The sequence below is a fragment of the Cupriavidus sp. YR651 genome (genome assembly GCF_900101625.1).
GTDB lineage: Bacteria > Pseudomonadota > Gammaproteobacteria > Burkholderiales > Burkholderiaceae > Cupriavidus.
Genome location: NZ_FMYZ01000007.1, coordinates 118,618 through 144,467, shown reverse-complemented (window position 1 = coordinate 144,467; position 25,850 = coordinate 118,618). Strand labels below are relative to the sequence as shown.

Here is a 25,850-nt window from a genome sequence, read left to right as displayed (position 1 = left end):
GCTGCGAACGCAGGGGTGGTTCGATGCGAATCGTGCTCGAGAAGGTATTTCCGGTGCCGGCGACGGCGGATCAGGCGTGGCGGCTGATGCAGGACATCCAGGCCGTGGCGGGCTGCATGCCGGGCGCGAAGATTGTCGAACGCGTCGACGACCGGCATTACAAGGGGACGATCACGGTGCGGCTCGGCCCGGCCACGATGTCGTTCAAGGGCGATATCGAGGTGCTGGATCTCGACAGCGCGGCGCGCAGCCTGCATCTGAGTGGCAAGGGCGCCGACACGACGGGCACCTCGGCGGCGTCGATGGATCTGGTTGCCTCCGTGCGGCCGGCTGGCGACGCGTGCGAGCTGACGGGCCGCAGCGAAGTGACGATGAGCGGCAAGGCGGCCGCGCTGGGTGGGCGCCTGATGGGCCCGGTGACGGACCAGATGCTCAAGCAGTTCGTCGCCAACTTCACGGCCCGGCTGCAGAGCGAGCCCGTGCCGCAGACGGCGGCGCCTGCCGCCGATGCAACAGGGCCGGCTTCTGTCGAGCCGCCGGCGGAGGCGCCCCGCCCCGAGCTGGACGGCCTGGCGTTGGCGTGGGCCGTGCTGCGTGACTGGCTGCGCGGGCTCTTTTCGCGCAAGGCGACCTGAGAGGGTGCAGCCATGGCAACCGACCGCATGCACGAGGTCGTCAGCCTCCAGGCGCAGTTGGCGCGCCACGGCTTTATCGCCGAGCGCAGCTTTGCCGCCACGTTGCTGCTGACGATGGAAATGCGCAGACCGCTGTTGCTCGAAGGCGAGGCTGGCGTCGGCAAGACCGAAGTCGCCAAGGCGCTGGCGAGGCTGCTGGATACGCGGCTGATCCGGTTGCAATGCTACGAAGGCCTCGACGCGCACGCGGCGCTCTACGAATGGAACTACCAGCACCAGCTGCTGGCGATCAAGTTGCTGGAGAGCGATGAGCGTTCGGTTACCGACAAGGAGCAGGACATCTTCTCCGAGCGCTATCTGCTCAAGCGGCCGCTGCTCGAAGCGATCACGACGACGCCGGTGCCTGTTCTGCTGATCGACGAAATCGACCGGACCGACGAAGCGTTCGAGGCGTACCTGCTGGAACTGTTGTCCGATTTCCAGATGTCGATTCCGGAGCTGGGCGTGATCCGGGCGACCGAGCGGCCCTTCGTGATCCTGACGTCGAATGGCACGCGCGAGATCTCCGACGCGCTGCGCCGCCGATGCCTGTATCAGTACGTCGACTACCCGGGCTTCGAGAAGGAGTTGTTGATCGTGCGCGCGCAGGTGCCCGAGGCGCCGGAAAAGCTGGCGCGGCAGATCGTCGAGTTTGTCCAGTCGGTCAGGCAGATGGATTTGCAGAAGAAGCCTGGGCTGGCCGAAACCCTCGACTGGGTGGCCGCGTTGCTGCGACTGGGCGTGACTGCGATCGACGAGGGTGCCGTCGAGCAGATCATGGATTCGCTCGCCGCCCTTGTGAAGACGCGCGAGGACCAGGCCGGGCTGACGCGCCCGGTCGTCGAAAAACTGGTGGCCGCATGTTGACCGGAATCGATTGCGCCGGACATCGGGCGCCGCCGTCGAGCCTCGAAGAGGCACTGGTCGCCCGCTATGCAGGGTTTGCAGGATGGCTGCGCGCGAATGATTTTCGCGTGACGAGCAGCGATGTGGCGGCCTCGCTGGAGGTCGCGCAGCGCGTGGGGCAACTGGACCGGCAGCTGTTGCGCTGGAGCCTGCGCGCGGTGTTGTGTTCGCGCGCCGAAGAGTGGCGGCGTTTCGACGACCTGTTTGACGCCTGGTTTCTGGCGCCGAATCGCCGCAAGCTGGTTGAGGTGCGTGCCGGCGGCGCGGGCCGCATGGAACGTGATCGTGTCTCCGGTCAGCGTGACGCCAGCGCTGGCACGCCGCTCGCACTGGCCGGGCGCGACGGCGATGCTACCGGCACCCATGGCGCCACGGCCGAGCAGGGCGCCTCCCTCGAGGCATCGCTGGAGCACGCGGATTTCCGGCATCTGAACCGGCCCGACGAACTGTTTGCGATCGACACCGCGATCCGCCGCTTCGCGCAGCGCCTGCGCGGTATCCAGGTGCGGCGCGAGCGCCGCGCGAGCACCGGGTGTGTGATCGACATGGCCTCGACGATCCGCCACAGCGTCTCGCGCGGTGGGCTGCCACTCGACCTTCTCTGGCGACGCAAGCGCCGGCTGCGTCCGCGCATCATCCTGCTGCTCGACGTCAGCCGCTCGATGAGCCTCTACAGCTTCTTCTTCCTGCGGCTGGCGCGCGTGCTGAGCAGCCGGGTTTCCGACGTGCACGCGTTCATCTTCCATACGCACCTCGTGGGTGTCGGGCAGGCATTGCGCGACCCGGACCCGTGGCGCTCGCAGGAGCGGCTGCAATTGCTGTCGGCGGGCTGGGCCGGCGGCACACGCATCGGCGACAGTCTCGGCGAATTCAACCAGCGTCACGCGGCGAAGCTGCTGCACGCGCGCACGGCCGTCATCGTTGTCAGCGACGGCTACGACGCGGGCGAACCCGAGTGCTTGCAACAGGCGCTCGCGGCGATCCGGCGCCGCTGCCGATGTCTGGTCTGGCTCAACCCGCTGGCAAGCCGTGCCGGTTTCACGCCGTCGAGCGTCGGCATGCAGGCGGCGATGCCGTATGTCGATCTGCTGGCGGGGGCGCGCGATCTGGCGAGCCTCGAGCGGATTTTTCCCCAAGTGTTGTCCGTCCTGCAATGAACACCGATAGCCCCGATTCCCTTCTGCAACGCGAGCAACGGCTGATCGAACAGGCGCAGCCGTTCGCCGTGGTCACCGTGATTCGCGCGGCGCCGCCCACGTCCGCCTGGGTCGGCGCGCAGGCGCTGGTCGAACCCGACGGGACGCTGCACGGCTGGATCGGCGGCGGTTGCTCGCGCGCCATCGTCATCGAGGCTGCGCTGCAGGCGATTCGCTCCGGGCAGCCCAAGCGCGTGCGGATCAGCAATGAGCCCGCGGCGCCGGATGCGGATGTCGAAGCCCACACGATGCCGTGTGCAAGCAATGGGGCGCTGGAGCTCTTCATTCAGCCGTCGCTGCCCGCGCCCGTGGTGCTGGTGCTGGGCGCGACGCCCACTGCGCTCGAAGCCTGCGTGCTGGCGAAGTGGGTGGGATTCCGCGTGTGCGCCGCCGCTGGCGCGACCGCGCCGTTTGCTTCGCTCGGGCTGAAGCGGGTGATTCAGGGCTTCGACGTCGATGCGTTCAACCTCGCCGGTCCGCAACTGATTCTCGTGGTGACCCAGGGCGAGAGCGACGAAGACGCGCTGGAAGCCGCATTGCGCAGCGAGGCTGCGGCCGTGTTGCTGGTCGCCAGCGAGCGCAAGGCGGACAGATTGCGCGACGCGATGCGTTTGCGCGGCATTACCGCGCAGCGGCTCGCGGCGCTGCACGCGCCCGCTGGCCCGTCAATCCACGCGCACAAGCCGCAGGAGATTGCGCTGGGCGCGGTGGCGGGGCTGGTGGCATTGCGCCACGAACTGGAGCAGTCGGTGGCCGACGCCGGCGTGCCGCCTCTCGTCGGTAGCGAGGCCGTGCCGGCGTTGCCGCCCTGCGAATCGATGGCATCGGTCGAAGCGCCGGGCGCCCGGTATGTGAATCCGGTGTGCGGCATGGCGATCGACATCGCCGCGGCGAAGCACGTGCTCAGCTATGGCGGACAGCGCTTCTATTTCTGCTGTGACAGCTGCAAGATCGAATTCGAGCGCGATCCGGGCAAGTACCTGGCGATCGCCCAGGGAGCGACGCACGGGGAGAAGACGTAAATGCATGACACGGGGAGTGCGCTCGGGGAACAGCCGAAGCTGACATTCTCGGCGGTGGTGCTGGCCGCTGGACTGTCATCGCGGATGCAGGGCCAGCACAAGCTGCTGCTGCCGATCGACGGGCAGCCGGCGGTCAGGCGTACTGTCAGTGCCATCGCGCAGGCGGAGCCGGAGGAGATCGTGGTGGTGACCGGCTACAAGGGGCGCGCCGTCATGGAGGCCCTCGACGGCTTGCCGGTCACATTCCAGAGCAATCCGCGCCATGAGGAAGGGCAGGCGACGTCGGTGGCAGCCGGGGTGGCTGCGCTACGCGCGCCGTGCGGTGTGGTGATGGTGTGTCTCGCGGACCAGGTGTTGCTCGACGCGGCAGACTACCGTGAACTGGTCGCCGCGTTCGCCGCGATGCCGCACGGCTCGATCCTGGTGCCGGTATTCGACGGGCAGCGCGGTAATCCGGTGGTTTTCCGTGCGAGCCATGCGCCGGAGGTCATCGGCGGCCGCGTGAACCCGGGCTGCCGCAAGCTGATCGCCGAGCATCCCGAAGACGTGTTTGTTCACCAGGCCGCGCACGATCGCTTTACAACCGATATGGATACGCCCGAGGATTACGCGCGCATTCTCGCCCGGCTGGGCGCAGCCCCGGTCTCTGGGCGCGTCCTACTTTGACAGGACCTTCATCGCCTGTTCCAGGCCCGCGAGGGTAACCGGGTACATCCGGTTCTTCATGATCTGGTTGATCACCGTGATCGACTGCCGGTACTGCCACAGGCCTTCCGGCTCCGGGTTGAGCCAGACAAAGCGCGGGAACTGCTCGATCATGCGGTTCAGCCAGACCGCGCCGGCTTCCGGGTTGTTGTATTCGACCGATCCGCCCGGCTGCAGGATTTCATACGGGCTCATCGTCGCGTCGCCGACGAAGATCACCTTGTAGTCCGGCGTGTACTTGTGGATCAGGTCCCACGTGGCGATCTTCTCCGCGTGGCGGCGGCGGTTGTTCTTCCACACGTAGTCGTACAGGCAGTTGTGGAAGTAGTAGTACTCGAGGTGCTTGAACTCGGTCTTGGTGGCGGAGAACAGCTCCTCCACGCGCTTGATGTGGTCGTCCATCGATCCGCCCACATCCATCAGCATCAGCACCTTGACCTTGTTGTGCCGCTCCGGTCGCAGCTTGATGTCGAGCATGCCCGCGTTGGCCGCGGTGGAGTGGATCGTATCGTCGAGATCCAGTTCGGTATCCGCGCCTTCGCGCGCGAAGCGACGCAGCCGGCGCAGCGCCACCTTGATGTTGCGCGTGCCCAGTTCGACCTGATCGTCGTAGTCCTTATAGGCGCGTGCTTCCCACACCTTGATGGCGGTGCGGTTGCCCTTGGAGGGGCCGCCGATGCGGATGCCCTCGGGGTTGTAGCCGCCGTGGCCGAACGGCGACGTGCCGCCCGTGCCGATCCACTTGTTGCCGCCCTCGTGCTTTTCCTTCTGCTCTTCCAGCAGTTGCTTGAGGCGCTCCATGAGCTTGTCCAGCCCGCCCATGGCCTCGATCTTGGCTTTTTCCTCTGCGGACAGCTCGCGCTCCAGCGTCTTTTGCAGCCATTCCAGCGGGATGTCGCTCTTCCAGTCGATCAGGCTTTCCACGCCCTTGAAGTAGGCGGCGAAGGTCTGGTCGAACTTGTCGAAGTGCTTCTCGTCCTTGACGAGCGTCATGCGTGACAAGTAGTAGAACTCGTCGATGGATGGCCTGATGACCTGTGCGCGCAGCGCTTCCAGCATCGTCAGGTATTCCTTGACGGAGACGGGCAGCTTGGCGTGGCGCAGCGAGAAGAAGAAATCGATCAGCATGAGGGGTCCCCTCGGAATCGTTGGGGCAGGATCAGCGCGGACGATCGAGCTGGAATTGCAGATGCGCGCGCACGGTCGGCCATTCGCTGGCGATGATGGAAAACACCACCGTGTCGCGGAACGACCCGTCCGGCATGCGCTGATGGTTACGCAGCACACCATCCTGCTTGGCGCCCAGGCGCGCAATGGCCGTGCGGCTCTGGTGGTTCATCCAGTGCGTGCGGAATTCCACGGCGATGCAGTCGAGCGTCTCGAACGCATGGCGCAGCAGCATCAGCTTGCATTCGGTGTTGAGCCCCGAGCGTTGCACGCGGCGTGCGTACCACGTCGAGCCGATTTCCACGCGGCGATTGGCGCCGTCGATGTTCATGTACGTGGTCATGCCGGCCAGCCGGCCGTCGGCGTCACGCACGGCAAAGGGCTGCATCGAGTCCTTTGTCTGCAGGTCAAGGCGACGCGCGATATCGGCTTCCATGCGGTCGGGCGACGGCACGCTGGTGTACCAGAGTGTATGGAGGTCGCCGTCGGCGGCGGCGTCGCGCAGACCGGCGGCATGCTCGTGCGACAGCGGCTCCAGTGTGGCGAAGCGGCCGGCGAGCGTGACGGGCTTGACGAAGTTGGGCATGGCGTGGCGCGTACGGACGGCGTGTGGCTCAGCGGTTGGCGCGGTTCATGAACACCAGGCGCTCGAACAGGTGTACGTCCTGCTCGTTCTTCAGCAGCGCGCCGTGCAGCGGCGGAATGGCGGCCTTGCGGTCCGGGCTGCGCAGTGCTTCGGCGGGAATGTCCTCGGCCATCAGCAGCTTGAGCCAGTCGATCAGCTCCGACGTGCTCGGCTTCTTCTTCAGGCCCGGCAGGTTGCGCATCTCGTAGAAGGCGTCCAGCGCGGCGGCGACGAGTTCGCGCTTGATGCCGGGATAGTGGACGTCGACGATCTGCTGCATGGTGTCGGCGTCGGGGAACTTGATGTAGTGGAAGAAGCAGCGGCGCAGGAAGGCATCCGGCAGTTCCTTCTCGTTGTTCGACGTGATGATCACCAGCGGACGGTGCTTCGCCTTGATCAGTTCGCGCGTCTCGTAGACGTAGAACTCCATCCGGTCCAGTTCGCGCAGCAGGTCGTTCGGGAATTCGATATCGGCCTTGTCGATCTCGTCGATCAGCAGCACCACGGGCTCGTCAGCCTCGAAGGCCTGCCAGAGCACACCCTTGACGATGTAGTTGCGAATGTCGTGGACCTTGTCGTCGCCGAGCTGGGAGTCGCGCAGGCGCGACACCGCGTCGTATTCGTACAGGCCCTGCTGGGCCTTGGTGGTCGACTTGATGTGCCATTGCAACAACGGCATGCCCAGCGCGGCGGCCACTTCCTCGGCCAGCATGGTCTTGCCGGTGCCGGGTTCGCCCTTGATCAGCAGCGGGCGCTGCAGCGTGCGGGCGGCATTGACGGCCAGCTTGAGATCGTCGGTGGCAACATACTGGGCGCTGCCCTCGAATTTGGCCTGCTGGGACGGATTGGCGTTGGCGGTGGTGGACATGAGGCAACCTGAGATGGCGATGTCGGCCGGCCTGCCGCCGCGTGGCCGGACTGGCTGGAGGCGTGGCCGAAGACCGGATCGGATACCGGATCGAAAAGGGGTCGGAAACGGGGTCGGAATGGGCCAGTATAAGAGGACTTTGCGGTTCGCGTTCACCCGGGGACACCCGGGGGCCGCTGTCTGGACTGCCGCGTGCCGGCTGCGGTACAATGCGCCGGTTTGACGCGCCCCCCAAGTCAAGTTCCCCACATGCCCGGCCGTCCGCCAGTTGTCATGGCAGATCCACCCGGGAGGCGGCGATCGCGCGAGATGGTTGCAGAATGGTGTTTGAGCACCCGCGGCACATCAATGACGCCCGGTTGCGCCTTGTCTGACCGGCTTCGCCTCGGCAGATTCCCGGCGAAGCCCGGGACCCGCCGCGGCGTCCGCGATTTCAGTTCAATCCCCGTTCCCAAGACCGTCTCCGGCCAACAGGGCAGGTCACGCACGGTTTAACACTTCCCAATCAGCTACGACAATGAAAAAGCTCCTCACGATGGTGGTGTTGGGCGCGGCCGCAACGGCAGCGCAGGCCCAGGACGCAAAGGGCAACGTGGATACCGCCAGGGACAAGGTTGCAATGTGCATCGGCTGCCACGGCATTCCCGGCTACCGTGCGTCATTCCCGGAGACATACGAAGTTCCCATGCTCGGCGGCCAGAGCGCCAAGTACATCGAAAACGCGCTCAAGGGCTATCAGAAGGGCGATCGCAAGCATCCGACGATGCGCGGGATCGCCGCCAGCCTGTCCGACAAGGACATCGCCGACGTGGCTGCGTACTACTCGCAGCAGAAGCCCGACTCCAAGAACAATTCGCTGAAGTAAGAGACGCAGACCATGAAGACGCTGAAGACGCTTTCGTTCGCGGTGGGTGCACTCGTACTGGGTGCCGCCGCCATGCCCGCCTCGGCCGCGGATATCGCCGCCGGCAAGGCACTGGTGGAAAAGGGTGCCTGCGTGGCATGCCACGGCGCGGGCCTGAACGCCCCGATCACGCCCGACTATCCCAAGCTGGCTGGCCAGCATGCCGACTATCTCTACCATGCGCTGGTGTCCTACCAGGTCAGCGGTAATCCGCTGGTGGGGCGCACCAACGCGATCATGGCCGGCCAGGTGAACAGCAACCCGGCCGTGACCGACAAGAACGGCAAGCCGCGCCCGTTCACGCGCAAGGAACTCCAGGACATCGCCGCCTACATCGAGTCCCTGCCGGGTGATCTGGTGCTGAAGAAGTAAGGCCCTGGCAAGACCCCGGCAAGCCGCGCCTGCCGGGTCCGCAAGGCAAAAAAGCCGCTCCTCACGGGAGCGGTTTTTTTTGTGCCCTGGCGCGGCGTCCGGCTCAGTTGCCGCTGCCCGAGACCAGGCGGCGCTGTTTGACGGCGTTGGCCAGCGTCTCCAGCACGGTGATCGAATCATCCCAGCCGATGCAGGCATCGGTCACGGACTGGCCGTAGGTCAGGTTCTCGACCGGTGTGCCTTGCACGTGGTCCTGGCGGCCGCCCACCAGGTGCGATTCCACCATCACGCCAACGATGCGCTGGTCGCCGCCGGCGATCTGCGTGCCAATGTCCGCGCAAACCGGGATCTGATTCTCATGCTTCTTGCTGCTGTTGGCATGCGAGGCATCGATCATCAGGCGCGCGGCGAGGCCGGCCTTGGAGATCGCGTCGCAGGCTTCCTGCACGCTCGCGGCGTCGTAGTTCGGCGCCTTGCCGCCACGCAGGATGATGTGGCAGTCCTCGTTGCCGGAGGTCGACACGATGGCCGAGTGGCCGCCCTTGGTCACCGACAGGAAATGGTGTGGCTGCGACGCGGCCTTGATGGCGTCCACGGCGATCTTGACGTTGCCGTCGGTGCCGTTCTTGAAGCCGACCGGGCAGGACAGTCCCGAGGCCAGCTCGCGGTGCACCTGCGACTCCGTGGTGCGTGCCCCGATGGCGCCCCAGCTGACGAGGTCGGCAATATATTGCGGACTGATCATGTCGAGGTATTCGGTGCCGGTCGGCACGCCCATCTCGCTGATATTCAGCAGCAGCTCGCGCGCGGTGCGCAGGCCATCGTTGATCTTGAAGCTGCCGTCCATGTGGGGATCGTTGATCAGCCCCTTCCAGCCAACGGTGGTGCGGGGCTTCTCGAAATAGACCCGCATCACGACTTCCAGCTCGCCGGCGAAGCGGTCGCGCTGGACCTTGAGCAGCTTGGCGTATTCCAGCGCCGCGCGGGTGTCGTGGATCGAACAGGGTCCGATGATGACGATCAGGCGATCATCCATGCCATGCAGGATGCGGTGCATGGCCTGGCGGGCGCCGTAGATCACATCGGACGCGGCCTCCGAGCAGGCGAACTCGCGGATCAGGTGCGCCGGCGGCAGCAGTTCCTTGAGTTCGCGAATACGCAGGTCGTCGGTGTTCTTCAGCATGATGGCTCCGGGTCTTGTGAGGTCGTTGATCTGGTTGAGTGTTGCGACGCGGCCGAGGCGGAATGAAAAAAAGCCGCCAGGTTCGCTGGCGGCTTTTTCTGAATTTCGGGCTGCTTACAGCTGTCCCTCTCCATCCGCCAGCGGTGTGAGATCGCTAAAAAAGTAAAAATAAAACTTGGCGGTCATGGCGGTAATCGAGTCGGCTGGTTCAGCTTTCGGGGTCAGCTTGTGTCGGATTTTCGGCAATGCGTTGAATTTATGCTGCGGCGCGCGATGAAAACGCATTTTATTGCGTCAGGCATTTTATTGCGCCGACGTAGCCGAAACCACGGGGTGCAATCGCCGCATGCACGACAACGAAGCATCTTTATATCGCTTTTCAAGATCCGTGGCAAGCGGCAAGCGCAACAGATTTAGTTAATCGCCGTGCGTGGACGCCACCTATATTGGATTTGCAGGGCGACCCGGCGGGCCAAGCCGGGCGTCATGGCCAGTGTTGCGGTGGGGAGCGATCATGCCAGTCGATGAAGCCAAGCTGAATGCGTTCATGGAGAAGTTCGTCCATGACATTGGGGCCGTGATGCACGCGGCGACCGTGGTGCTGGGCGACGAGCTTGGCCTCTACAAGGCGCTGGCGGAAAAGCCGATGACGGCGCAGATGCTGGCCGAGAAAACCCGCACCGATCCGCGCTACCTGCGCGAATGGCTGTCGGCCCAGGCCGCCAGCGGCTATGTGGAGTACGACCCGGCGGACGACAAGTTCTCGCTCTCCGAGGAACAGGCCTTTGCGCTGGCGCAGGAGGGCAGCCCGGCTTTCATCCCGGGAGCGTTCCAGATCGCGGTGGCGCAGTTCCGCGCGATTCCCAAGGTGACCGATATCTTCCGCAACGGCCGCGGGCTGGCATGGCACGAGCATGATCCCTCGCTGTTCCACGGCACCGAGCGGTTCTTCCGGCCCGGCTACGCAGCCCACCTGGTCAACGACTGGATTCCCGCGCTGGACGGCATGGAGGCCCGACTGAAGGCCGGTGCCACCGTAGCCGACGTGGGATGCGGGCACGGTGCGTCCACCATCATCATGGCGCAGGCGTATCCGGCTTCGGTATTCCAGGGTTTCGACTATCACGAGCCCTCGATCCGCTATGCGCGGGAGGCGGCGCGACGGGCGGGGGTGGGTGGCCGCGTGAGCTTCGAGGTGGCGTCGGCCAAGGATTTTCCGGGGCACGACTACGACCTCGTGGCCGTGTTCGATTGCCTGCACGACATGGGCGACCCCGTGGGCGCGGCGCGGCATGTTCGCGAGTCCGTGAAGCCCGATGGATGCTGGATGATCGTGGAGCCGTTTGCGAACGACCGGCTGCAGGACAACCTCAATCCTGTGGGGCGCGTGTTCTATTCGGCCTCGACGTTTATCTGCACACCCGGATCAAGGTCGCAGGACGGCGCGATGTGCCTGGGTGCGCAGGCCGGCGAAGCGCGCATGCGGGGCGTGACGGAGCAAGGCGGATTCACTCGCTTCCGCCGGGCGGCGCAGACGCCGTTCAACCTCGTCTACGAGGTGCGCCCGTAGCGGATGCGGCAACCGGGGAGCCGGAGAAACGGGGAAGTCGGGGAAACAGGGAAGCAGCGCGAGCCCCGATCGAACATAAAAAAACGCCGCCCCGGAAGGCGGCGTTTTCGCGCGGAGGTTCGCTCGGCGCTCTGGCGGCTCAGCCAGCTCAGGCGGTGCCGCCCACGGTCATGTTCTCGATCCGCAGGGTCGGCTGGCCCACGCCCACCGGTACGCTCTGGCCTTCCTTGCCGCAGACGCCCACGCCGGAATCCAGGCGCATGTCGTTGCCGATCATCGTCACGTCCTTCAGCGATTCCGGGCCGTTGCCGACCAGCGTCGCGCCCTTGACCGGGTACGTGATCTTGCCGTCTTCGATCATGTAGGCCTCGCTGGCCGAAAACACGAACTTGCCGTTGGTGATGTCGACCTGGCCGCCGCCGAAGTTCACGGCGTACAGGCCCCGTTTCACGCTGGAGATGATTTCCCCAGGGTCGCGGTCGCCATTGAGCATGTAGGTATTGGTCATGCGCGGCATCGGCAGCGCGGCATAGCTTTCGCGGCGCGCATTGCCGGTTACGGGCATCTTCATCAGGCGAGCATTGAGCGTGTCCTGGATGTAGCCGCGCAGGATGCCATCCTCGATCAGCGTCGTGCACTGCGTCGGATTGCCTTCGTCGTCCAGGTTCAGCGACCCGCGGCGGTTGGCCAGCGTGCCGTCGTCGACCACGGTCACGCCCTTGGCGGCCACGCGTTCGCCCATGCGGCCCGCAAATGCCGACGATCCCTTGCGATTGAAGTCGCCTTCCAGGCCATGGCCGACCGCCTCGTGCAGCAGCACGCCGGGCCAGCCCGGGCCGAGCACCACGGTCATCGCGCCAGCCGGGGCAGGGCGGGCTTCGAGGTTGACCAGCGCCGACGACACGGCCTCGTCCACATACTTGCGCAGCAGGTCGTCGGTGAAGTAGCCGTAGGCGTAGCGGCCGCCGCCGCCCGAGGAACCGATCTCGCGCCGGCCGTTCTGCTCGGCGATGACCGTGACGGACACGCGTACCAGCGGACGCACGTCGGCGGCGATCACGCCGTCGCTGCGCGCCACCAGCACCACGTCGTATTCACCGGCCAGGCCGGCCATCACCTGCACCACGCGCGGGTCCTTGGCGCGGGCCATTTTCTCGATGCGCTCCAGCAGTGCCACCTTTTCCGTCGCGCCCATCGAATCGAGCGGGTCGTTGGGCGTGTAGAGGTTGCGGCCCGTCTGCGACGACAACGCGCTGGCCACCTTGACGCGGCCGTTGCCGCTCTTGCCGATGGTGCGCGTGGCCGCGGCGGCCTGGGAGAGCGCCGCCAGGCTGATGTCGTCCGAATAGGCAAAGGCCGTCTTGTCGCCGGACACGGCGCGGACACCCACGCCCTGGTCGATGCTGAAGCTGCCCGACTTGACGATGCCTTCCTCCAGGCTCCACGCCTCGTTGCGCGTGTACTGGAAATACAGGTCGGCGTAGTCGACCTTGTGCGTGAAGATATCGGCCAGCACGCGCTGGAGCTTGGCCTCGTCTAGGCCGTACGGCGCCAGCAGCAATTGCTGCGCGGTGGCCAGGTTGCGGATTCCGAGATCGCCGGCGTTCATGGTTGTCCTTTTCTAGTTGCTTCTGAACTTCTGATAATCCTACAGCACGCGATGGCGCAATGCCGGCAGGTTCTGGCGGACTTCCGCCAGTCGTGCCGGATCGATGACACCGGCGACGACGCCTTCGCCTTCCGGCAGCACACCCAGCACGTCGCCCCACGGATCGACCAGCATCGAGTGGCCCCAGGTGCGGCGGCCGTTCTCGTGCTTTCCGCCCTGTGCGGCGGCCAGCACATAGCACTGGTTCTCGATCGCGCGGGCGCGCAGCAGGATTTCCCAGTGCGCGTGCCCCGTGGTGTAGGTGAAGGCGGCGGGCATCAGAATCAAGCTGGCGCCGTCGCCGGCACCCAGCCCGCGATACAGCTCGGGAAAGCGCAGGTCGTAGCAGACCGACATCGCCACGCGGCCGCACGGCGCGTCAAAGGCCACCGGCTGCGTGCCGGCGAGGATCGTGCGGGATTCGTCGTAGCTTTCGGTGCCCTTGGTAAAGCCGAACAGGTGGATCTTGTCGTAGCGGGCCACACGTTCGCCGCGCGGATCAAAGGCGAGCGACGTGTTGTAGACGCGCCCGTCGTCCTCGCACCACATCGGCAGCGTGCCGCCGATCAGCCAGATGCGGTGGCGACGCGCGGCATCGGCCAGGAAGCGTTGCACCGGGCCATCGCCGTCGCGTTCGCGAATCGCCACCTTGTCGGTCTCGTGGCGACCCATCATGCCGAAGTACTCGGGCAGCAACACCAGCTCCGCGCCATCCCGCGCGGCCTCGGCGATGAGGGCGTCGGCACGCGCCAGGTTGGCATCGAGCGAGGTGCCCGTCACGGTCTGGACGGCGGCGACGCGGAATGGTGCAAGTGCGGGTGTCGGAGCGGGTGTCGTCATCGGGGGCTTCCTTGCTTCCTGGTCATCGGGGCGCCCGGGGCATCACCGGGGATACATGCCCGAACGGTCCTGGATCGGCGGCTGTCGGGGCTTATTCTCCTCCACTTTGGTGATCTTGGGATCGGCCCACGACCCCGTCACGAAGTAGTGCTGCGTGAACACCTTGGAGAATTCGTCGGCAAACAGCAGTTGCGCGGCCAGCGTGCCGATGCCCAGCACCGGATTGATGAACGCGGCCGCCACGGAAGTGGTGGTGGCGTTGATGCGGGGGACCACGGAAACCTCGAGGTCCTGCGTTTCGCGCAGCAGGTTGGCCGAACCCGTCATCGTGGCCACCATCTGGTTGCTCTTGAGCCGCAACTCCTCGATCTTGCCCACGCCGTTTTCGATCGTTCCGCTGCCGGTGAGGTCGTCGAAGACCGTGCCGCGGCCCGCCAGGCTGCGGAAGTCCAGCGTGGCAAAGCGCAACAGGCTCTGCAGGCTCAGCACGCCCAGCAGCCGCGCGGCGCCCGGGTCCACGTTCAGGATCTGGCCGTTCTCGAGTTTCAGCGACAAGCGGCCCGACAGGGTGGGGTAGTCGATCGACAGCGGCGACCCGCGCCAGGCCACGCGGCCTTCCAGCGATCCCTTGCCGTCGCGCAGCGTGTGCGGCAGGCCCATGCGTTCCAGCACGTCGCCCGCGTCGCGGATATCGAGCTTGAAATTGAGCAGCGTACGGCGGCCGGCCGTCGGGGACGCATTGCCGTCCGTCGCCGCCTCGCGCAGCCGGCGCGGCAGGCGCCAACTGCCATTGCCAGTCAGCGTGGCGCCCGGTTGTTCGATCGTCAGGTTGTCCAGCGTCCACACCGGCTGGTTGTCGATGTGGCTGGTATGCGCCTTGACCTCGAGCTTGCCAAAGTCGTGGCCGCGCAGCACGAACTTGTCGACGACCAGGTCCAGGGCGGGCAGCTCCTCGATACCGCGCGTCATCGCGTCCGAGTCGTGCTTGTTGTCGCCGCTGTCCGTGGTCTCCGGGATATCCAGGCGCGACAGACGCACCGAGAGCGATCCGGACGGCGTGCTCGCGTCGCGACGCCATTGGGCCGTGCCGGCGACCTGTCGCGATGTCATCTGCAGGTTCCAGCCCGCGCTTTCCCGGCTGGCATCCAGCGAGACGTCGTTCAGATTGCGGCCGAACGCGTCGAGCGTGTTGGCGCGCACCGTCACGCGTTCCGGCAGGAACGGCGAGGACCGGTCCACGCCACCGGGGTTGTCGCGGCCCGGTCCGGCGGGCGCGCCAGTCGCGTCGATCGCGTCGAACACATTGCGCCACGCATCCACGTCCAGACGATCCGCGGTCAGCGCGGCGACGACCCCGCTCGACGGCTGAGGCGCGGGCTGCGCCAGGCCAATCCCGCCGGAGACGACGTCGATGGCATCGCCCGTGCGGCGCAGCAGGTAGCGTGCATTGAGCGCGTTGCCCACCTGCACCGTCATCTCATCCGCGCCCGCGCGCCCCGGCACGGCCGACGGATGCAGGTCGAAGCGCAGCGCCATGTCCTGGCCGGCGGTCTTGGCCAGCGGCGCGGGCAGGTTCAGGGCCATGCCGTTGAGATCGGAGGCCACCTGGACTTGCAGTTGCTTCTCGCGGATGCCAACGACGACGTTGTAGCGCGTGGCGCCTTCCATACGGGGGCCAAACCCGGCCATGGGCGACCCGGCCAGCGCCTCGCGCAGGCCCGCGGCGGTGGCCGATCCGCCCACTGTCACACGCGTCGTGCCGTCTGGCTGCGTGCCGCCGGCGATCTGCGCATCGCCGCCCAGCAAGCGGCCGTGTACGTTGTCGAGGCGGAAGCCGTGTTCGTCGAAAGCCACCACGCCGCTGGCGCCGAACAGCGTGGGCAGTTGCGGGAACAGCGTCACGTCATTGCCGGGAAAGCGGAACTGGCCATCCACCTTGGTGCCGGCCGCGTGGCTGAGCGGCAGATCCAGCTTGAGCTTGAGGTCGCCGTTGCCCGGTGCGCGGGCGTTCTCGGTCACGTTGCCGCTCCAGCCCTTGACCGGACTGTTGGCGATGAAGCGCAGGAAGCTCTGCACCGGGCCATTGGCGGTGCCGTCGATCAGCAGGTGGCCGTGGTCGCTCAGGTCGGCGATGCGGCCGCTGACGTCCTGCAGCGTGACGCCGTGGATGCCCCGCACGCTGGCACGCCTGGCCAGGAAGGACATGCCGCCGCGCTCGAACAGCAACTGGCCGGTGATGTCGGTGAAGTCGGGCCACGCGGTGTCGCCGTTCCCATTTCCGTTGCCGTTGCCGCTGCGGCTGTTCGGGCCCGCTTCCTGGGGCGCGACCTGGAAGGCGACATTCTGGACCGGCACCTCCACGCGGAAATCGCCGGCCTTTTCAAATGGAGCGTGGAACGGAAAGTGTTCGAGGTCGCCCTTGAGCAGGAACTTGACGTCGGTGGCTTCGCCGCTGACCAGCGCGCCGCCCAGGTAGTGGCGCGTGCTGGGCAGCGTCAGGGGCAGATAGCGAGGCACGCGGTTGGCCTGCGCGCGAGACAGTTCGCCCGACAGGTCGGCAATGCCGCCATGGCCGTCGCCACCCGCGCGCCAGTTGCCGCGCACGGTGCCGGCGGTGTCGGCATTGGCAAAGCGCACGCCCTCGGTGCGGACCACGAGCTTGCCATCCTCATGCGCCCAGCGCACTTCACCGCGCAATTCGTCAAACGGGATACGCGGTTCCTCGAACACGCCCGGGAAAATCAGCGCCGCGCCGGCGCTGTCCACGCGCACCGTGCCTTGCCGGTCGTCGAAATTGAACGTCCCGGAGAGGCGCGCAAAGCCGGGTGTGCCGGTACGCGGGTGACCATCCGGGCTCACCGGCGGGTCCGCTGGCTGGCCGTTGACGGAGACACTGCGCAGCGTGCCCTGGGCCGAGTAGTGTGGCGTGCCGGGGCCGCGCGTGAGCAGGCCGGCGCGGTCGCGCGACCATGTCACGTCGAGGTTGTCGATGTGGCCAGCCGGCTGGAGCGCGCGCAGCTTGCGCAGCACGGCCATGTCCAGTGGCATCGACGCCGCCAGCGCCCGCACGGTATTGAGGTCGAAGGTGGGCGCCCGCAGCGCGAATTTCCGCAGCACGCCCTGGTTGTCGCGCGTCCAGTCGAGGGTGACCTTGCGCATGCCCTCGCGCCACGACGAATCGGTGGTCGACGGCGGGCCCGTGACGGGCTCGGCCTGCCAGAGCAGCGTATCGATCGTCAGCTGGTTGTTGCCGGCGCGATCCGCCTTGTGCAGCAGGAACGCCTGAGCGTTGGCCAGCTTGAGCGGCTCCGGCGCGTCGGCCAGTTGCAGGTCCACGCCCGTGGCGCGCAGTCGCATCTGGCTGCGCACCACGTTGCCGCCGCGGAAGTCGATAGAGCCGTCCGTGCTGAAGGTGCCGCTGGCCACGTTCTCGAAGATGGCCAGGTAGCGCTGGACCACCGGCAGCTGGACCTGGCCAAGATTCCAGCTGGCCTGGCCGGTCCAGTGCCGCCAGTTGCCGGCGGCGTGCAGGTAGTCGTGCCGGAGGCTCGACTGGAAGACCAGCGGCTGCGGCGCCAGGGACGCGCTGCGGGCTTCCAGCCGCACCGTATGCTGGGATCCGTGGCGCTCCGTGGTGAAGTGGATGTCCGCCACGTCGAGTTGCGGCAGGCGGGCGCGCTCATCCAGCCAGCGCAGGTTGCCGCTGACCAGGTCGATGCGGCCCTGGGCCAGCATCCAGTCCAGGAAGGGGTCGTTATCCGTGGCGGACGCGCGTGCGTTCACCGGCACGCCAGCCACCAGCAGCCGGCCCTCCGGCGTGCGGCGGATCAGCACGTCGGTGCGCGCGGCCGTCAGGCTGGCGAACTGCAGCGTCAGCGCCGGCACGGACTGCCAGGACAGCGTGCCGTCCAGCGTGCCGGCCGACAGCAGCACGCGGTGCTGCGCGTCGACGGCGCGCACGTCGCGGGCACGGAACGCGGGATGCCAGCCTTCCCAATATGTATCGAGCTGGCCGATGGTCAGTTGTGCCGAAAGCGCCGCCGAGCCCTGTTTCTCCAGCCATTGCCGCGCGGTATGCGCCTGCGGCCACAGCACGAAGCGGATCAGCAGCACCGCGATGACGGCCAGCGCCGCCAGCGCGATCGCCAGGCGCGCCAGGGTGCGTGCGAGCCGGGGCCAGACCGGATGGCCGGCCACGGCGCGCAGCGCCCGCCAGCCGCCCGCCGCGAATCCACGCGCGAACGCCGCCGCGCGCCGGCCCAAACGGGGGCGTGCGGGGACTGAAGTCTGGGGAGTGGTGGTGACCGCGACGGGACCCTCGCCGCCCGCGTGCGGGGACGCGGAACCATCGGCGGGGGCGGTTGGGCGGCTGGACATGCGCAGATTATCCGACAATACTAGCCGCTCTCCAAAGTGGTGCGCACACGCCTCTCCGCGGTGTCTCCACGGCGCCTGCCCGCATTGCTAAAGTAACTGGAATGACTGTCCCTGATCCGACGAGTTCCGCCCCGGGCAACGCCCCGGCGCATTCCCAACCGGTCCACCGTCTGGATGGCGCGGGCACCACACCGGACTATTCGCCGCCGGGCGCCGCCAGCCCGATCGGCAACATGGCCGAAGGGGCCTTTGCGACGATGACGGCGCAAGGACTGGCCCCCGCCGATTGCGAGGGCCACGTATTGTACTCGGCGGCGTACTCCCATTACGCGCGACGTACGCTGGCTGCGCGTGCGGAGCTGGCGGGGGTGGTGGCGCAGGCCGCCGCCGCGCCGCTTACGCGCGCCTGGATGGAGGCGCGGCTACGTGCGCTGCATGTGCCGTCGTCCGACGCCGAGTCCGCCGCGGCTCAGGCGCTGCGGCGGCTGCGGGCCGAGGTGATGTGCGTGGTGATCGAGCGCGACCTGCGCGGCCTGGCCCCGCTCGCCGAGATCACCGGCGCCATGACCGACCTGGCCGAGCTGGCCATCCAGTACGGCCTGCGCACGCTGGGCGACGACCTGGCCACGACCTACGGGCGGCCCACGGGCGACCAGAGCGGCGAGGTGCAGGAGCTCGTGGTGGTCGGCATGGGCAAGCTCGGCGGACGCGAGCTCAATGTCTCGTCGGATATCGACCTGATTTTCCTGTACGACGAGGATGGCGAGACCCAGGGCGGGTCGCGCAGCCTGTCCAATCACGAATACTTCATCCGACTCGGCCGGCGGCTGATCACGCTGCTGTCCGAGGTGACCGCCGACGGCTACGTCTTCCGCGTGGACATGCGCCTGCGGCCCAATGGCGATGCCGGCCCGCTGGTCTGCAGCTTCGGCATGCTCGAGGAATACCTGGTCGTGCAGGGGCGCGAGTGGGAACGCTACGCGTGGATCAAGGGCCGCGTGGTCTCGGCGCAGGACACGCCGCATGCCGCGCGCACGGTCGGCCTGCTGTCGCGCCTGACCATGCCGTTCGTGTTCCGCCGCTACCTGGACTACGGCGTGATCGCCGCCATCCGCTCGCTGCATGCGCAAATCCGCGCGGAGGCCGCCAAGCGCAGCGGCGGACTGGCCGGCCATGGCGTCAACCAGCGCTCGTTCAATATCAAGCTCGGCCGTGGCGGCATCCGCGAGATCGAATTCATGGCGCAGGTGTTCCAGCTCATCCGCGGCGGCCAGGACGCGGCGCTGCGCGTGCGGCCCACGCTGGAAGTGCTTGCCGTGGCCGTCGAGCACAACCTGCTGCCGGCGGGGCAGGCCGAGCAACTGGCCGATGCCTATCGTTTCCTGCGCCAGCTGGAGCATCGACTGCAATATCGCGACGATGCCCAGACGCATCATCTGCCGACCTCGGACGACGAGCGGCTGGCCGTCGCGCGGATGATGGGCTGCGCGGACTGGCCCGCGCTGGTCGCGCAAATGAGCGCGTTGATGGACCCCGTGGCCCAGCAGTTCGAGGCGACGTTTTCCGATCCCTTCGCCGATCCCGACGTGCCCCAGTGCGAAGCCCTGTGGCCGGCGCTCGTGCGCGAGGAGCAGGACGCCCGCGCCACGCAGGACGGACCGGACGAGACCGACCCCGAGTCCTCGCCGTGCCAGCGGCTGCAGGCGGTGGGGTTTGGCGACTGCACCGGGCTCTATGACCGGCTGCGCGCCATCGCGACTTCGGTGCGCTATCGCGCGTTGTCCGAGACCAGCCGCTCGCGCTTCGACCAGCTGGTCAACCGCGCGTTGGACCTGGCGTCCAAACAGGACGACGCGGACAGCACCATTGCGCGCTTCCTGGATTTTCTCGATGCCATCAGCCGGCGCGCGTCGTACCTGTCGCTGTTGTCCGAATATCCGCAGGCGATGGACCGCGTGGCGCAGACGCTGCACGCCTCGCGCTGGGCGGCCGCCTACCTGACGCGCCACCCGCAGCTGCTGGACGAACTGCTCGACAGCGACGCCCTGGCGGGGGCGCCCGACTGGCCGGCGTTCCGTGCGCGGCTGGCGGAGCGGCTGCAGGCGTCCGACGGACAGGTGGAGACGCAGATGGACATCCTGCGCCGCGAGCACCATGCCGAAACCTTCCGCGTGCTGCTGCAGGACCTGCAAGGGCTGCTGACGGTGGAGCAGGTGGCGGACCGGCTGTCCGACCTTGCCGACGCCATGCTGGAAGTCACGCTGCAAGCGGTATGGCGGCAACTGGCCACGCGCCACACCGAGACGCCGCGCTTCGCGATCATTGCCTACGGCCGGCTGGGCGGCAAGGAGCTGGGCTACGCGTCGGACCTCGACATCATCTTCCTGTACGACGACGACCATGAGCGCGCGCCCGATGTCTACGCCGCGTACGCGCGGCGCCTGATCACCTGGCTCACGAGCCATACGGCCGCCGGCACGCTGTTCGACGTCGATATGCGCCTGCGGCCCAACGGCGCGGCGGGGCTCCTCGTGACCAGCTTCGACGCGTTCCGCCGCTATCAGCTGCGCGAGGGCGACAACACCGCGTGGGTATGGGAGCACCAGGCGCTCACGCGCGCGCGCTTCTGTGCCGGCGACCGCGAGATCGGCGCAAGCTTCGAGGCGCTGCGTGAAGAGATCCTGCGCCAGCCTCGCGACGCGGCGGCGCTGCGCGACGAGATCGTGCAGATGCGCGGCAAGGTGGCCGAGGGGCATCCCAACCCGACGGACCTCTTCGACCTCAAGCACGACCGTGGCGGCATGGTCGACATCGAGTTCACGATGCAGTACCTCGTGCTGCTGCATAGCGGGGCGCATCCGTCGCTGACGCGTAACGCGGGCAATATCGCGTTGCTGCGGATGGCCGGCGACCTGGGACTGATCGACGCCGGGCTGGCGGTGGCGGTCGGCGACGCGTACCGCCTGTTCCGCGCACTCCAGCACAAGCTGCGTCTGGACGGACAGGCCCACGCGCGCGTGGCGCCGGCCACCGTCGCCGCGCAGACGGCGCAGGTGCTGACGCTCTGGCGCGCGGTGTTCGGTGAAGCCTGAGGGGCCTGAGCCGGTCGCCGGCATGGCCGCGATCGCCCTGATCACCGGTCCCGGCTGGCCGGCGATGCTCGCGACCGTTGCCGGCGTGGCCATCGTCGCGGCCTTGTTCACGTTCGTGCCGTGGCTGCATGCGCACGGCCTCTATCTGCGCGATGCGGTCTATGTGGATCACCAGTGGTGGCGCGTCGTCACGGCGATGTGGGTCCACCTCGACTGGCGCCACTGGCTGGCCGACGTCGCCGCTGCCGCGGGGCTCCTGCTGCTGGCAGGCCGCGCCACGCGCGTGCGCGAAATGCTGGCCGTGCTGCTGGTCAGCGGGCTCGCCGTGCAGATAGCGCTGCTGCGCATTCCATCGATCGGCTGGTACGGCGGGCTGTCCGGCGCGCTGCACGGGCTGGCGCTGTGGGCGGGGTTGCGGCTGCTGCAGGCGCCGGGATGGTCGCGCGGGATCGGCGTGGTGATGTGCCTCGTCGTGCTGGGGAAAATCTGGATCGAGCAGTCGTGGCTGGCGGCAGTGGTCTTCGATCCGTCGTGGGGCTTTGGCGTGGTCCGCGCCGCGCACGCCGCCGGCGCGGTCGCCGGGCTGGCGTGCTGGGTCTTGCAGGAGTGGTGGGGGACGCGGCGTGGCGCCGCGTCGGACCAGGACGGCGTCTAGCGATTGATGCGCCGGCGGGTGGCAAAGCCCGCGATGCCGATCCACAGCAGCAGGGCGCCGCTCCACAGCGTGAAGGCGCCTCCACCACCGCCTCCACCTCCACCGCCGGTATCGGCCGGCGGCTGCGTGGTTGCCGCCGGGTTGGCCGCAGCGGTCAGCGCACCGTCCGCATCCAGCAGTCCCGCTCCGCATTTGCCGGCATTGGCACTGGCCGTGCAAAAGGTCCCGGCCGGATGGGGGCGCGCCGAATTCTTCAGACCGGTCATGACCTGCGCAGGCGTCAGCGACGCGTTCACCGCAAACATCATCGCCACCACGCCGGACACCATCGGCGCGGCAAAGCTCGTGCCTTGCGAGAACGTGATCGTAAAGCCGTTGGCGGTTGTCTGGCCGCTGTCCGACAGCGTGCGGATAAACGACTGGCCACCCGGCGTCGTGCAGGTGGCTACGCCGTTGATGATGGCGACCCTCGAATTGCCGCAGCCGCCTCCCGGTGCGCTGATCGTGACCTGGGATCCAATATTGGCGAAGCTGGCGTTCTCGCCATCGTTGGCGTGCGCGGTGACGGCAATGACGCCGCTGCAATCCGCCGGCGCGGCCACCGGACCAGCGTTATTGCCCGTGGCGGCCACTACCACGACGCCGGCCGCGGCCAGGTCGTTGACCGCCTGCTGCTCGATGCTCGAACACGTGCCGCCGCCCAGGCTGATGTTGACCACGCGCGCCGGGGTGGGATTGGCGGGCACGCCCGGCACCGCCAGTCCGCCGGCCCAGCGCATGCCGTCGACCGTATCGGATAGCAGCGCGCCACAACGGCCGGATACGCGCACGGGCTGGATGCGCGCGCTCCAGTCCACGCCGGCGATGCCGGTGGCGTTGTTGGTGGCCGCGCCCAGCACGCTGGCCACGCGCGTACCGTGCCATGTGCTGCTGGCCGGGCCGCTGCCATCGGGGCAGGTCGTTCCGGCCGCCACGAAGTCGCCCGGGGCGATGGGATCGCCATCGCGGCCGTCGCCGTCGTTGGAGACGCTGGTGGTATTGATGAAATCGTAGCCCGGCACGAGTCGGGCCACCAGGTCGGGGTGGGGCAGGTAGCCCGTATCCACGACGGCGATGACCACCCCGCTGCTACCACGCGAGCGATCCCAGGCGCGCGGCAGGTTGGCGCCGCCCACCACCTGCGAGGGCGGTCCCATATAGGTCTGGTTGGCGGCGAATTCCGGATCGTTCGGGATGGTGTCATGCAGGCGCAGCCAGCGGTCCGGCACGGCATCGGCGATGCGCGGGTCCTGGCGCAGGCGGGCGGCTACCGCTTCCGGGTTGTCGCCCCTGGCATCCGCTACGCTCATCAACTGCAGGGCGGCGGCCATCGGACGCCTGACGCTCAGCGCCAGTCCGGTGTTGGCCTCCACGTTGCGCATGCGGGTGTTGTCGACGGTCTGGCTGCTGTCACGCCAGCGGACGATGTAGTTGCCCGTGTAGACCGGCGCGTTGCGCGCGGTGGTGTCGGCATGGGCGGGGAGCGGTGCGGCAAGCCCCGTGGCCAGGGCAAGCCACGCGGCGGGCACGGCGTGGGACGCACGGAGAAGGGCTTTCAGTGCTGCATGCGGCATCGAGACCTCCTTTGGGGAGCGGATTGTGCGGATGCGACCTGCCACCGAGGGCTCACGTGCAGCGATCCGACATCGCCAGGCGGGCCCTTCTCGTTCTACATGCTCGCCGGTCCCTGCCTGCGTCCCGACGCGCGACCGGCGGCGCGCGTGAGGTGTGTTCCTGCGATCAGCTTTGCGGCATGTCCCGGCTGGGCGGCATGCCGTGATGCGGCTTCAGGGTCCGGTCCGGCGTGGCGGACTCCACGCGCGGTGCGGCGCGCAGCGTCTCCACGGCCTGGTTCAGCGTGACGTCCGCCGATGCGGTAATCGCGGTGACCAGCCAGACGCCGCCGGACATCGGCCGCTTGACCACGTAGCGCACCGGACCCTCGATGCCGGCCAGCAGCTTGCCGGCGTCTTCCGACACGTTGACGTCCGGTGGCGTGAACTTGACCAGGATGTCGCCGATGGCGCGGTCATTGGTGATGCTGCCGCGCGGCGGCGCGAACGACTTGGATTCCGAGGCGCAGCCGGACATGGCAGTCAGCGCGGTAAGCGCCAGCGCGATGGCGAGCGCGGTGCGCGGGCCGCGCGGGGTGCGGCGGTGGGACGACGGCAGCTGGCCAGTGGTCATGGGTGTGAAGCTCCTGAATTCTGTGCGTTCTGTGCGAGGAGGCGGGCGGCGTGCCGCGTCAGCTCGCGGCGCGGCGCGGACGGCGGTTGCCGCCTTCGCGGGCGCTGTTGGCCGCGGCGGCGCGGGCACCCTGCGCCAGCATCTCTTCGGCGTGTTGCATGGTTGTGGCGGTCACCGTGGCGCCACCGAGCATGCGCGCGGTTTCCGTGACGCGGCCCTCGGCGTCGAGTGCACGGATGCGCGAGCGCGTGACCGGGCCCTTGCCGTTGCCGTGGGCCGAGCCCTTGGTCGCGTCCACGGTCTCCTTGCTGACCAGCAGGTGGCTGCCGGCCTGGGCGGCCACCTGCGGCAGATGCGTGACGCAGAGAACCTGGCGTGCGCGGCCCAGTTCCTGCAGGCGCCGGCCGACGACTTCGGCCACCGCGCCGCCAATGCCGGTATCGACCTCGTCGAAGATCAGCGTGGGCGTGGGCGCGGCTTCACTGGTGATCACGGAGATGGCCAGGCTGATCCGTGCCAGTTCGCCACCGGATGCCACCTTGGCCAGCGGGCGCGGGCTGACGCCGGCGTGACCGGCCACGAGGAATTCCACCTGCTCCAGGCCGTGGCTCTGGCCATCCTCCAGCGCGTTGAGCGCGACGGCGAACAGGCCGCCTGCCATCGACAGGCCCTGCATCGCTTCGGTGACGGCGGCCGACAATGCCTCGGCGGCGGCCTTGCGCGCGCCGGACAAATGCTTGGCCAGGGTCAGGTACGCGGCGCGGGCGGCGGCTTCGCGCGCCAGCACCTTGTTGATGTCCTGCGCGGCCTGCAGGTCGTCCAGCTGCTGGCGGCGCGCCAGCAGTTCGTCGGGCAACTGTTCGGGCGGCAGGCGAAATTTGCGCGCGGCGGTGTGCAGCGCCTGCATGCGGGCTTCCACCGTCTGCAACCGTTCGGGGTCGAGTTCCAGACGGTCGACGTAACGGTTCAGCGAATGCGCGGCTTCTTCCGTCTGGACCAGCGCTGGTTCCAGCGCGGCCAGCACGTCGCGCAGGGCGGGGTCCACGTCGGCCAGCGACTGCAGCCGGTGCACCACGCCATTGAGCACAGAGATCACGGCACCGTCGGCTTCGGACAGCGCGTCGAGCGCCGCGCGGCTGCCATCGATCAGGCCTGCCGCATGCGACAGGCGGTTGTATTCGGACTGGGTCTCTTCCCACTCGCCCGGTTGCGGCGCCAGCTTGTCGAGTTCGCCGACCTGCCATTCCAGGCGCTCGCGTTCCAGTTGCATTTCCCGCGACTGGTGTTCGACGGCCTCGCGCTGGCGCACGCAGGCACGCCACGCACGCCAGGCCTCGGCCACGGCGCCGGCCTGCTCGGTCAGGCCCGCGTGGGCATCCAGCAGATGGCGCTGGGCGTCGGGGCGCAGCAGCAGCTGGTGGGCGTGCTGGCCGTGGATGTCGACCAGCTGGTCGCCGACTTCGCGCAGTTGCGCCAGGGTGGCCGCGGCGCCATTGATGAAGGCCTTGCTGCGGCCACTGGCGTCCACGGTCCGGCGCAGCAGCACGGTACCGTCGTCCCCGGCGAGTTCGCGTTCGGTCAGCCAGTCATCGAGCGCCGCGTGCGTGGAGAACGTGGCGCCGATGCTCGCGCGCGACGCGCCTTCGCGGACCACGCCCGCATCGGCACGCTCGCCCAGCACCAGCGCCAGCGCATCGATCAGGATGGACTTGCCGGCGCCGGTTTCGCCGGTGAAGACGGTAAAGCCGGAGGAGAAGTCAAGGTCGAGCGTGTCGACAATGACGAAATCGCGGATGGACAGGCTGCGCAGCATCGTGGGC

The 25,850-nt window shown here is 67.8% G+C and carries 21 protein-coding genes; 10 read left to right on the top strand and 11 right to left on the bottom strand.

Annotated elements, in window-relative coordinates; genetic code table 11:
* Positions 1-23: 23 nt before the first annotated feature.
* The 5 genes from BLR29_RS19845 (at position 24) to BLR29_RS19825 (ending at position 4,464) form a co-directional block, all read left to right on the top strand.
* A complete protein-coding gene (locus BLR29_RS19845) occupies positions 24-635 on the top strand; it encodes an SRPBCC family protein (RefSeq protein ID WP_092138749.1) in 612 nt (203 codons plus the stop codon).
* A gap of 12 nt (positions 636-647) precedes the next feature.
* Positions 648-1,541 carry an AAA family ATPase gene (locus BLR29_RS19840; RefSeq protein ID WP_092138748.1) on the top strand — a complete coding sequence of 298 codons (894 nt, stop codon included), beginning with the start codon at positions 648-650 and terminating at the stop codon, positions 1,539-1,541.
* Between the two features lie 122 nt (positions 1,542-1,663).
* Entirely contained in the window at positions 1,664-2,737 is a 1,074-nt protein-coding gene (locus BLR29_RS19835; protein WP_255371330.1) for a vWA domain-containing protein, read from the top strand.
* Positions 2,734-3,798: an XdhC family protein gene (locus BLR29_RS19830; RefSeq protein ID WP_092138746.1), complete on the top strand. Its 1,065-nt coding sequence runs from the start codon at positions 2,734-2,736 to the stop codon at positions 3,796-3,798. Before BLR29_RS19835 ends, BLR29_RS19830 begins: the two co-directional genes overlap by 4 nt.
* On the top strand, positions 3,799-4,464 hold the full coding sequence (locus BLR29_RS19825; RefSeq protein ID WP_092138745.1) for a nucleotidyltransferase family protein: 666 nt from the start codon (positions 3,799-3,801) through the stop codon (positions 4,462-4,464).
* Here BLR29_RS19825 and BLR29_RS19820 read toward each other — a convergent pair.
* The 3 genes from BLR29_RS19820 to BLR29_RS19810 are packed head-to-tail and all read right to left on the bottom strand — an operon-like array spanning position 4,456 to position 7,163.
* On the bottom strand, positions 4,456-5,631 hold the full coding sequence (locus BLR29_RS19820; protein WP_092138744.1) for a vWA domain-containing protein: 1,176 nt from the start codon (positions 5,629-5,631) through the stop codon (positions 4,456-4,458). The genes BLR29_RS19825 and BLR29_RS19820 overlap by 9 nt on opposite strands.
* 31 nt (positions 5,632-5,662) lie before the next feature.
* Positions 5,663-6,256, bottom strand: a complete 594-nt coding sequence (locus tag BLR29_RS19815) for a GNAT family N-acetyltransferase (RefSeq protein ID WP_092138743.1) — start codon at positions 6,254-6,256, stop codon at positions 5,663-5,665.
* Between the two features lie 28 nt (positions 6,257-6,284).
* Positions 6,285-7,163 carry an AAA family ATPase gene (locus BLR29_RS19810; RefSeq protein ID WP_092138742.1) on the bottom strand — a complete coding sequence of 293 codons (879 nt, stop codon included), beginning with the start codon at positions 7,161-7,163 and terminating at the stop codon, positions 6,285-6,287.
* Positions 7,164-7,680: 517 nt separating this feature from the next.
* Between BLR29_RS19810 and BLR29_RS19805 the strand changes: the two genes are divergently transcribed.
* Positions 7,681-8,028, top strand: a complete 348-nt coding sequence (locus BLR29_RS19805; RefSeq protein ID WP_092138741.1) for a c-type cytochrome — start codon at positions 7,681-7,683, stop codon at positions 8,026-8,028.
* A 12-nt stretch (positions 8,029-8,040) separates the two neighbouring features.
* Positions 8,041-8,439, top strand: coding sequence for a c-type cytochrome (locus tag BLR29_RS19800; protein ID WP_092138740.1), 399 nt, complete (start codon positions 8,041-8,043; stop codon positions 8,437-8,439).
* 103 nt (positions 8,440-8,542) lie between these two features.
* Here BLR29_RS19800 and aroG read toward each other — a convergent pair whose 3' ends face one another.
* Positions 8,543-9,622 carry a 3-deoxy-7-phosphoheptulonate synthase AroG gene (aroG, locus tag BLR29_RS19795; protein ID WP_092138739.1) on the bottom strand — a complete coding sequence of 360 codons (1,080 nt, stop codon included), beginning with the start codon at positions 9,620-9,622 and terminating at the stop codon, positions 8,543-8,545.
* A 114-nt stretch (positions 9,623-9,736) separates the two neighbouring features.
* On the bottom strand, positions 9,737-9,907 hold the full coding sequence (locus BLR29_RS32490) for a hypothetical protein (protein WP_176861001.1): 171 nt from the start codon (positions 9,905-9,907) through the stop codon (positions 9,737-9,739).
* A 229-nt stretch (positions 9,908-10,136) separates the two neighbouring features.
* On the opposite strand from BLR29_RS32490, the gene BLR29_RS19790 reads away from it, so the two are divergent.
* Entirely contained in the window at positions 10,137-11,192 is a 1,056-nt protein-coding gene (locus tag BLR29_RS19790; RefSeq protein WP_092138738.1) for a class I SAM-dependent methyltransferase, read from the top strand.
* A gap of 148 nt (positions 11,193-11,340) precedes the next feature.
* On the opposite strand, the gene tldD is transcribed toward BLR29_RS19790, so the two are convergent.
* Genes tldD through BLR29_RS19775 form a run of 3 tightly spaced genes read right to left on the bottom strand, consistent with a single transcriptional unit; the run spans position 11,341 to position 18,057 of the window.
* Positions 11,341-12,801, bottom strand: coding sequence for a metalloprotease TldD (tldD, locus tag BLR29_RS19785; RefSeq protein WP_092138737.1), 1,461 nt, complete (start codon positions 12,799-12,801; stop codon positions 11,341-11,343).
* A 39-nt stretch (positions 12,802-12,840) separates the two neighbouring features.
* Positions 12,841-13,680 carry a carbon-nitrogen hydrolase family protein gene (locus BLR29_RS19780; protein ID WP_092138736.1) on the bottom strand — a complete coding sequence of 280 codons (840 nt, stop codon included), beginning with the start codon at positions 13,678-13,680 and terminating at the stop codon, positions 12,841-12,843.
* A gap of 42 nt (positions 13,681-13,722) precedes the next feature.
* Positions 13,723-18,057: a YhdP family protein gene (locus BLR29_RS19775; protein WP_092138735.1), complete on the bottom strand. Its 4,335-nt coding sequence runs from the start codon at positions 18,055-18,057 to the stop codon at positions 13,723-13,725.
* Positions 18,058-18,290: 233 nt separating this feature from the next.
* Between BLR29_RS19775 and glnE the strand changes: the two genes are divergently transcribed.
* Together glnE and rrtA are read left to right on the top strand one after the other, a co-directional pair.
* On the top strand, positions 18,291-21,149 hold the full coding sequence (glnE, locus tag BLR29_RS19770) for a bifunctional [glutamate--ammonia ligase]-adenylyl-L-tyrosine phosphorylase/[glutamate--ammonia-ligase] adenylyltransferase (RefSeq protein WP_369804676.1): 2,859 nt from the start codon (positions 18,291-18,293) through the stop codon (positions 21,147-21,149).
* A 22-nt stretch (positions 21,150-21,171) separates the two neighbouring features.
* The gene (gene rrtA, locus BLR29_RS19765) at positions 21,172-21,804 is read left to right on the top strand and encodes a rhombosortase (protein WP_369804675.1); all 633 of its coding nucleotides are present in this window, start codon (positions 21,172-21,174) and stop codon (positions 21,802-21,804) included.
* On the opposite strand, the gene mprA is transcribed toward rrtA, so the two are convergent.
* The 3 genes from mprA to recN all read right to left on the bottom strand — a co-directional run bounded on the left by mprA (position 21,801) and on the right by recN (position 25,843).
* Positions 21,801-23,417 (bottom strand): MprA protease, GlyGly-CTERM protein-sorting domain-containing form, encoded by a 1,617-nt coding sequence (gene mprA / locus BLR29_RS19760; protein ID WP_092138733.1) that lies wholly within the window; start codon positions 23,415-23,417, stop codon positions 21,801-21,803. The genes rrtA and mprA overlap by 4 nt on opposite strands.
* 166 nt (positions 23,418-23,583) lie before the next feature.
* On the bottom strand, positions 23,584-24,030 hold the full coding sequence (locus BLR29_RS19755) for a hypothetical protein (protein ID WP_092138732.1): 447 nt from the start codon (positions 24,028-24,030) through the stop codon (positions 23,584-23,586).
* Positions 24,031-24,088: 58 nt separating this feature from the next.
* Positions 24,089-25,843: a DNA repair protein RecN gene (recN, locus tag BLR29_RS19750; RefSeq protein ID WP_092138731.1), complete on the bottom strand. Its 1,755-nt coding sequence runs from the start codon at positions 25,841-25,843 to the stop codon at positions 24,089-24,091.
* Between the last annotated feature and the right edge of the window lie 7 nt (positions 25,844-25,850).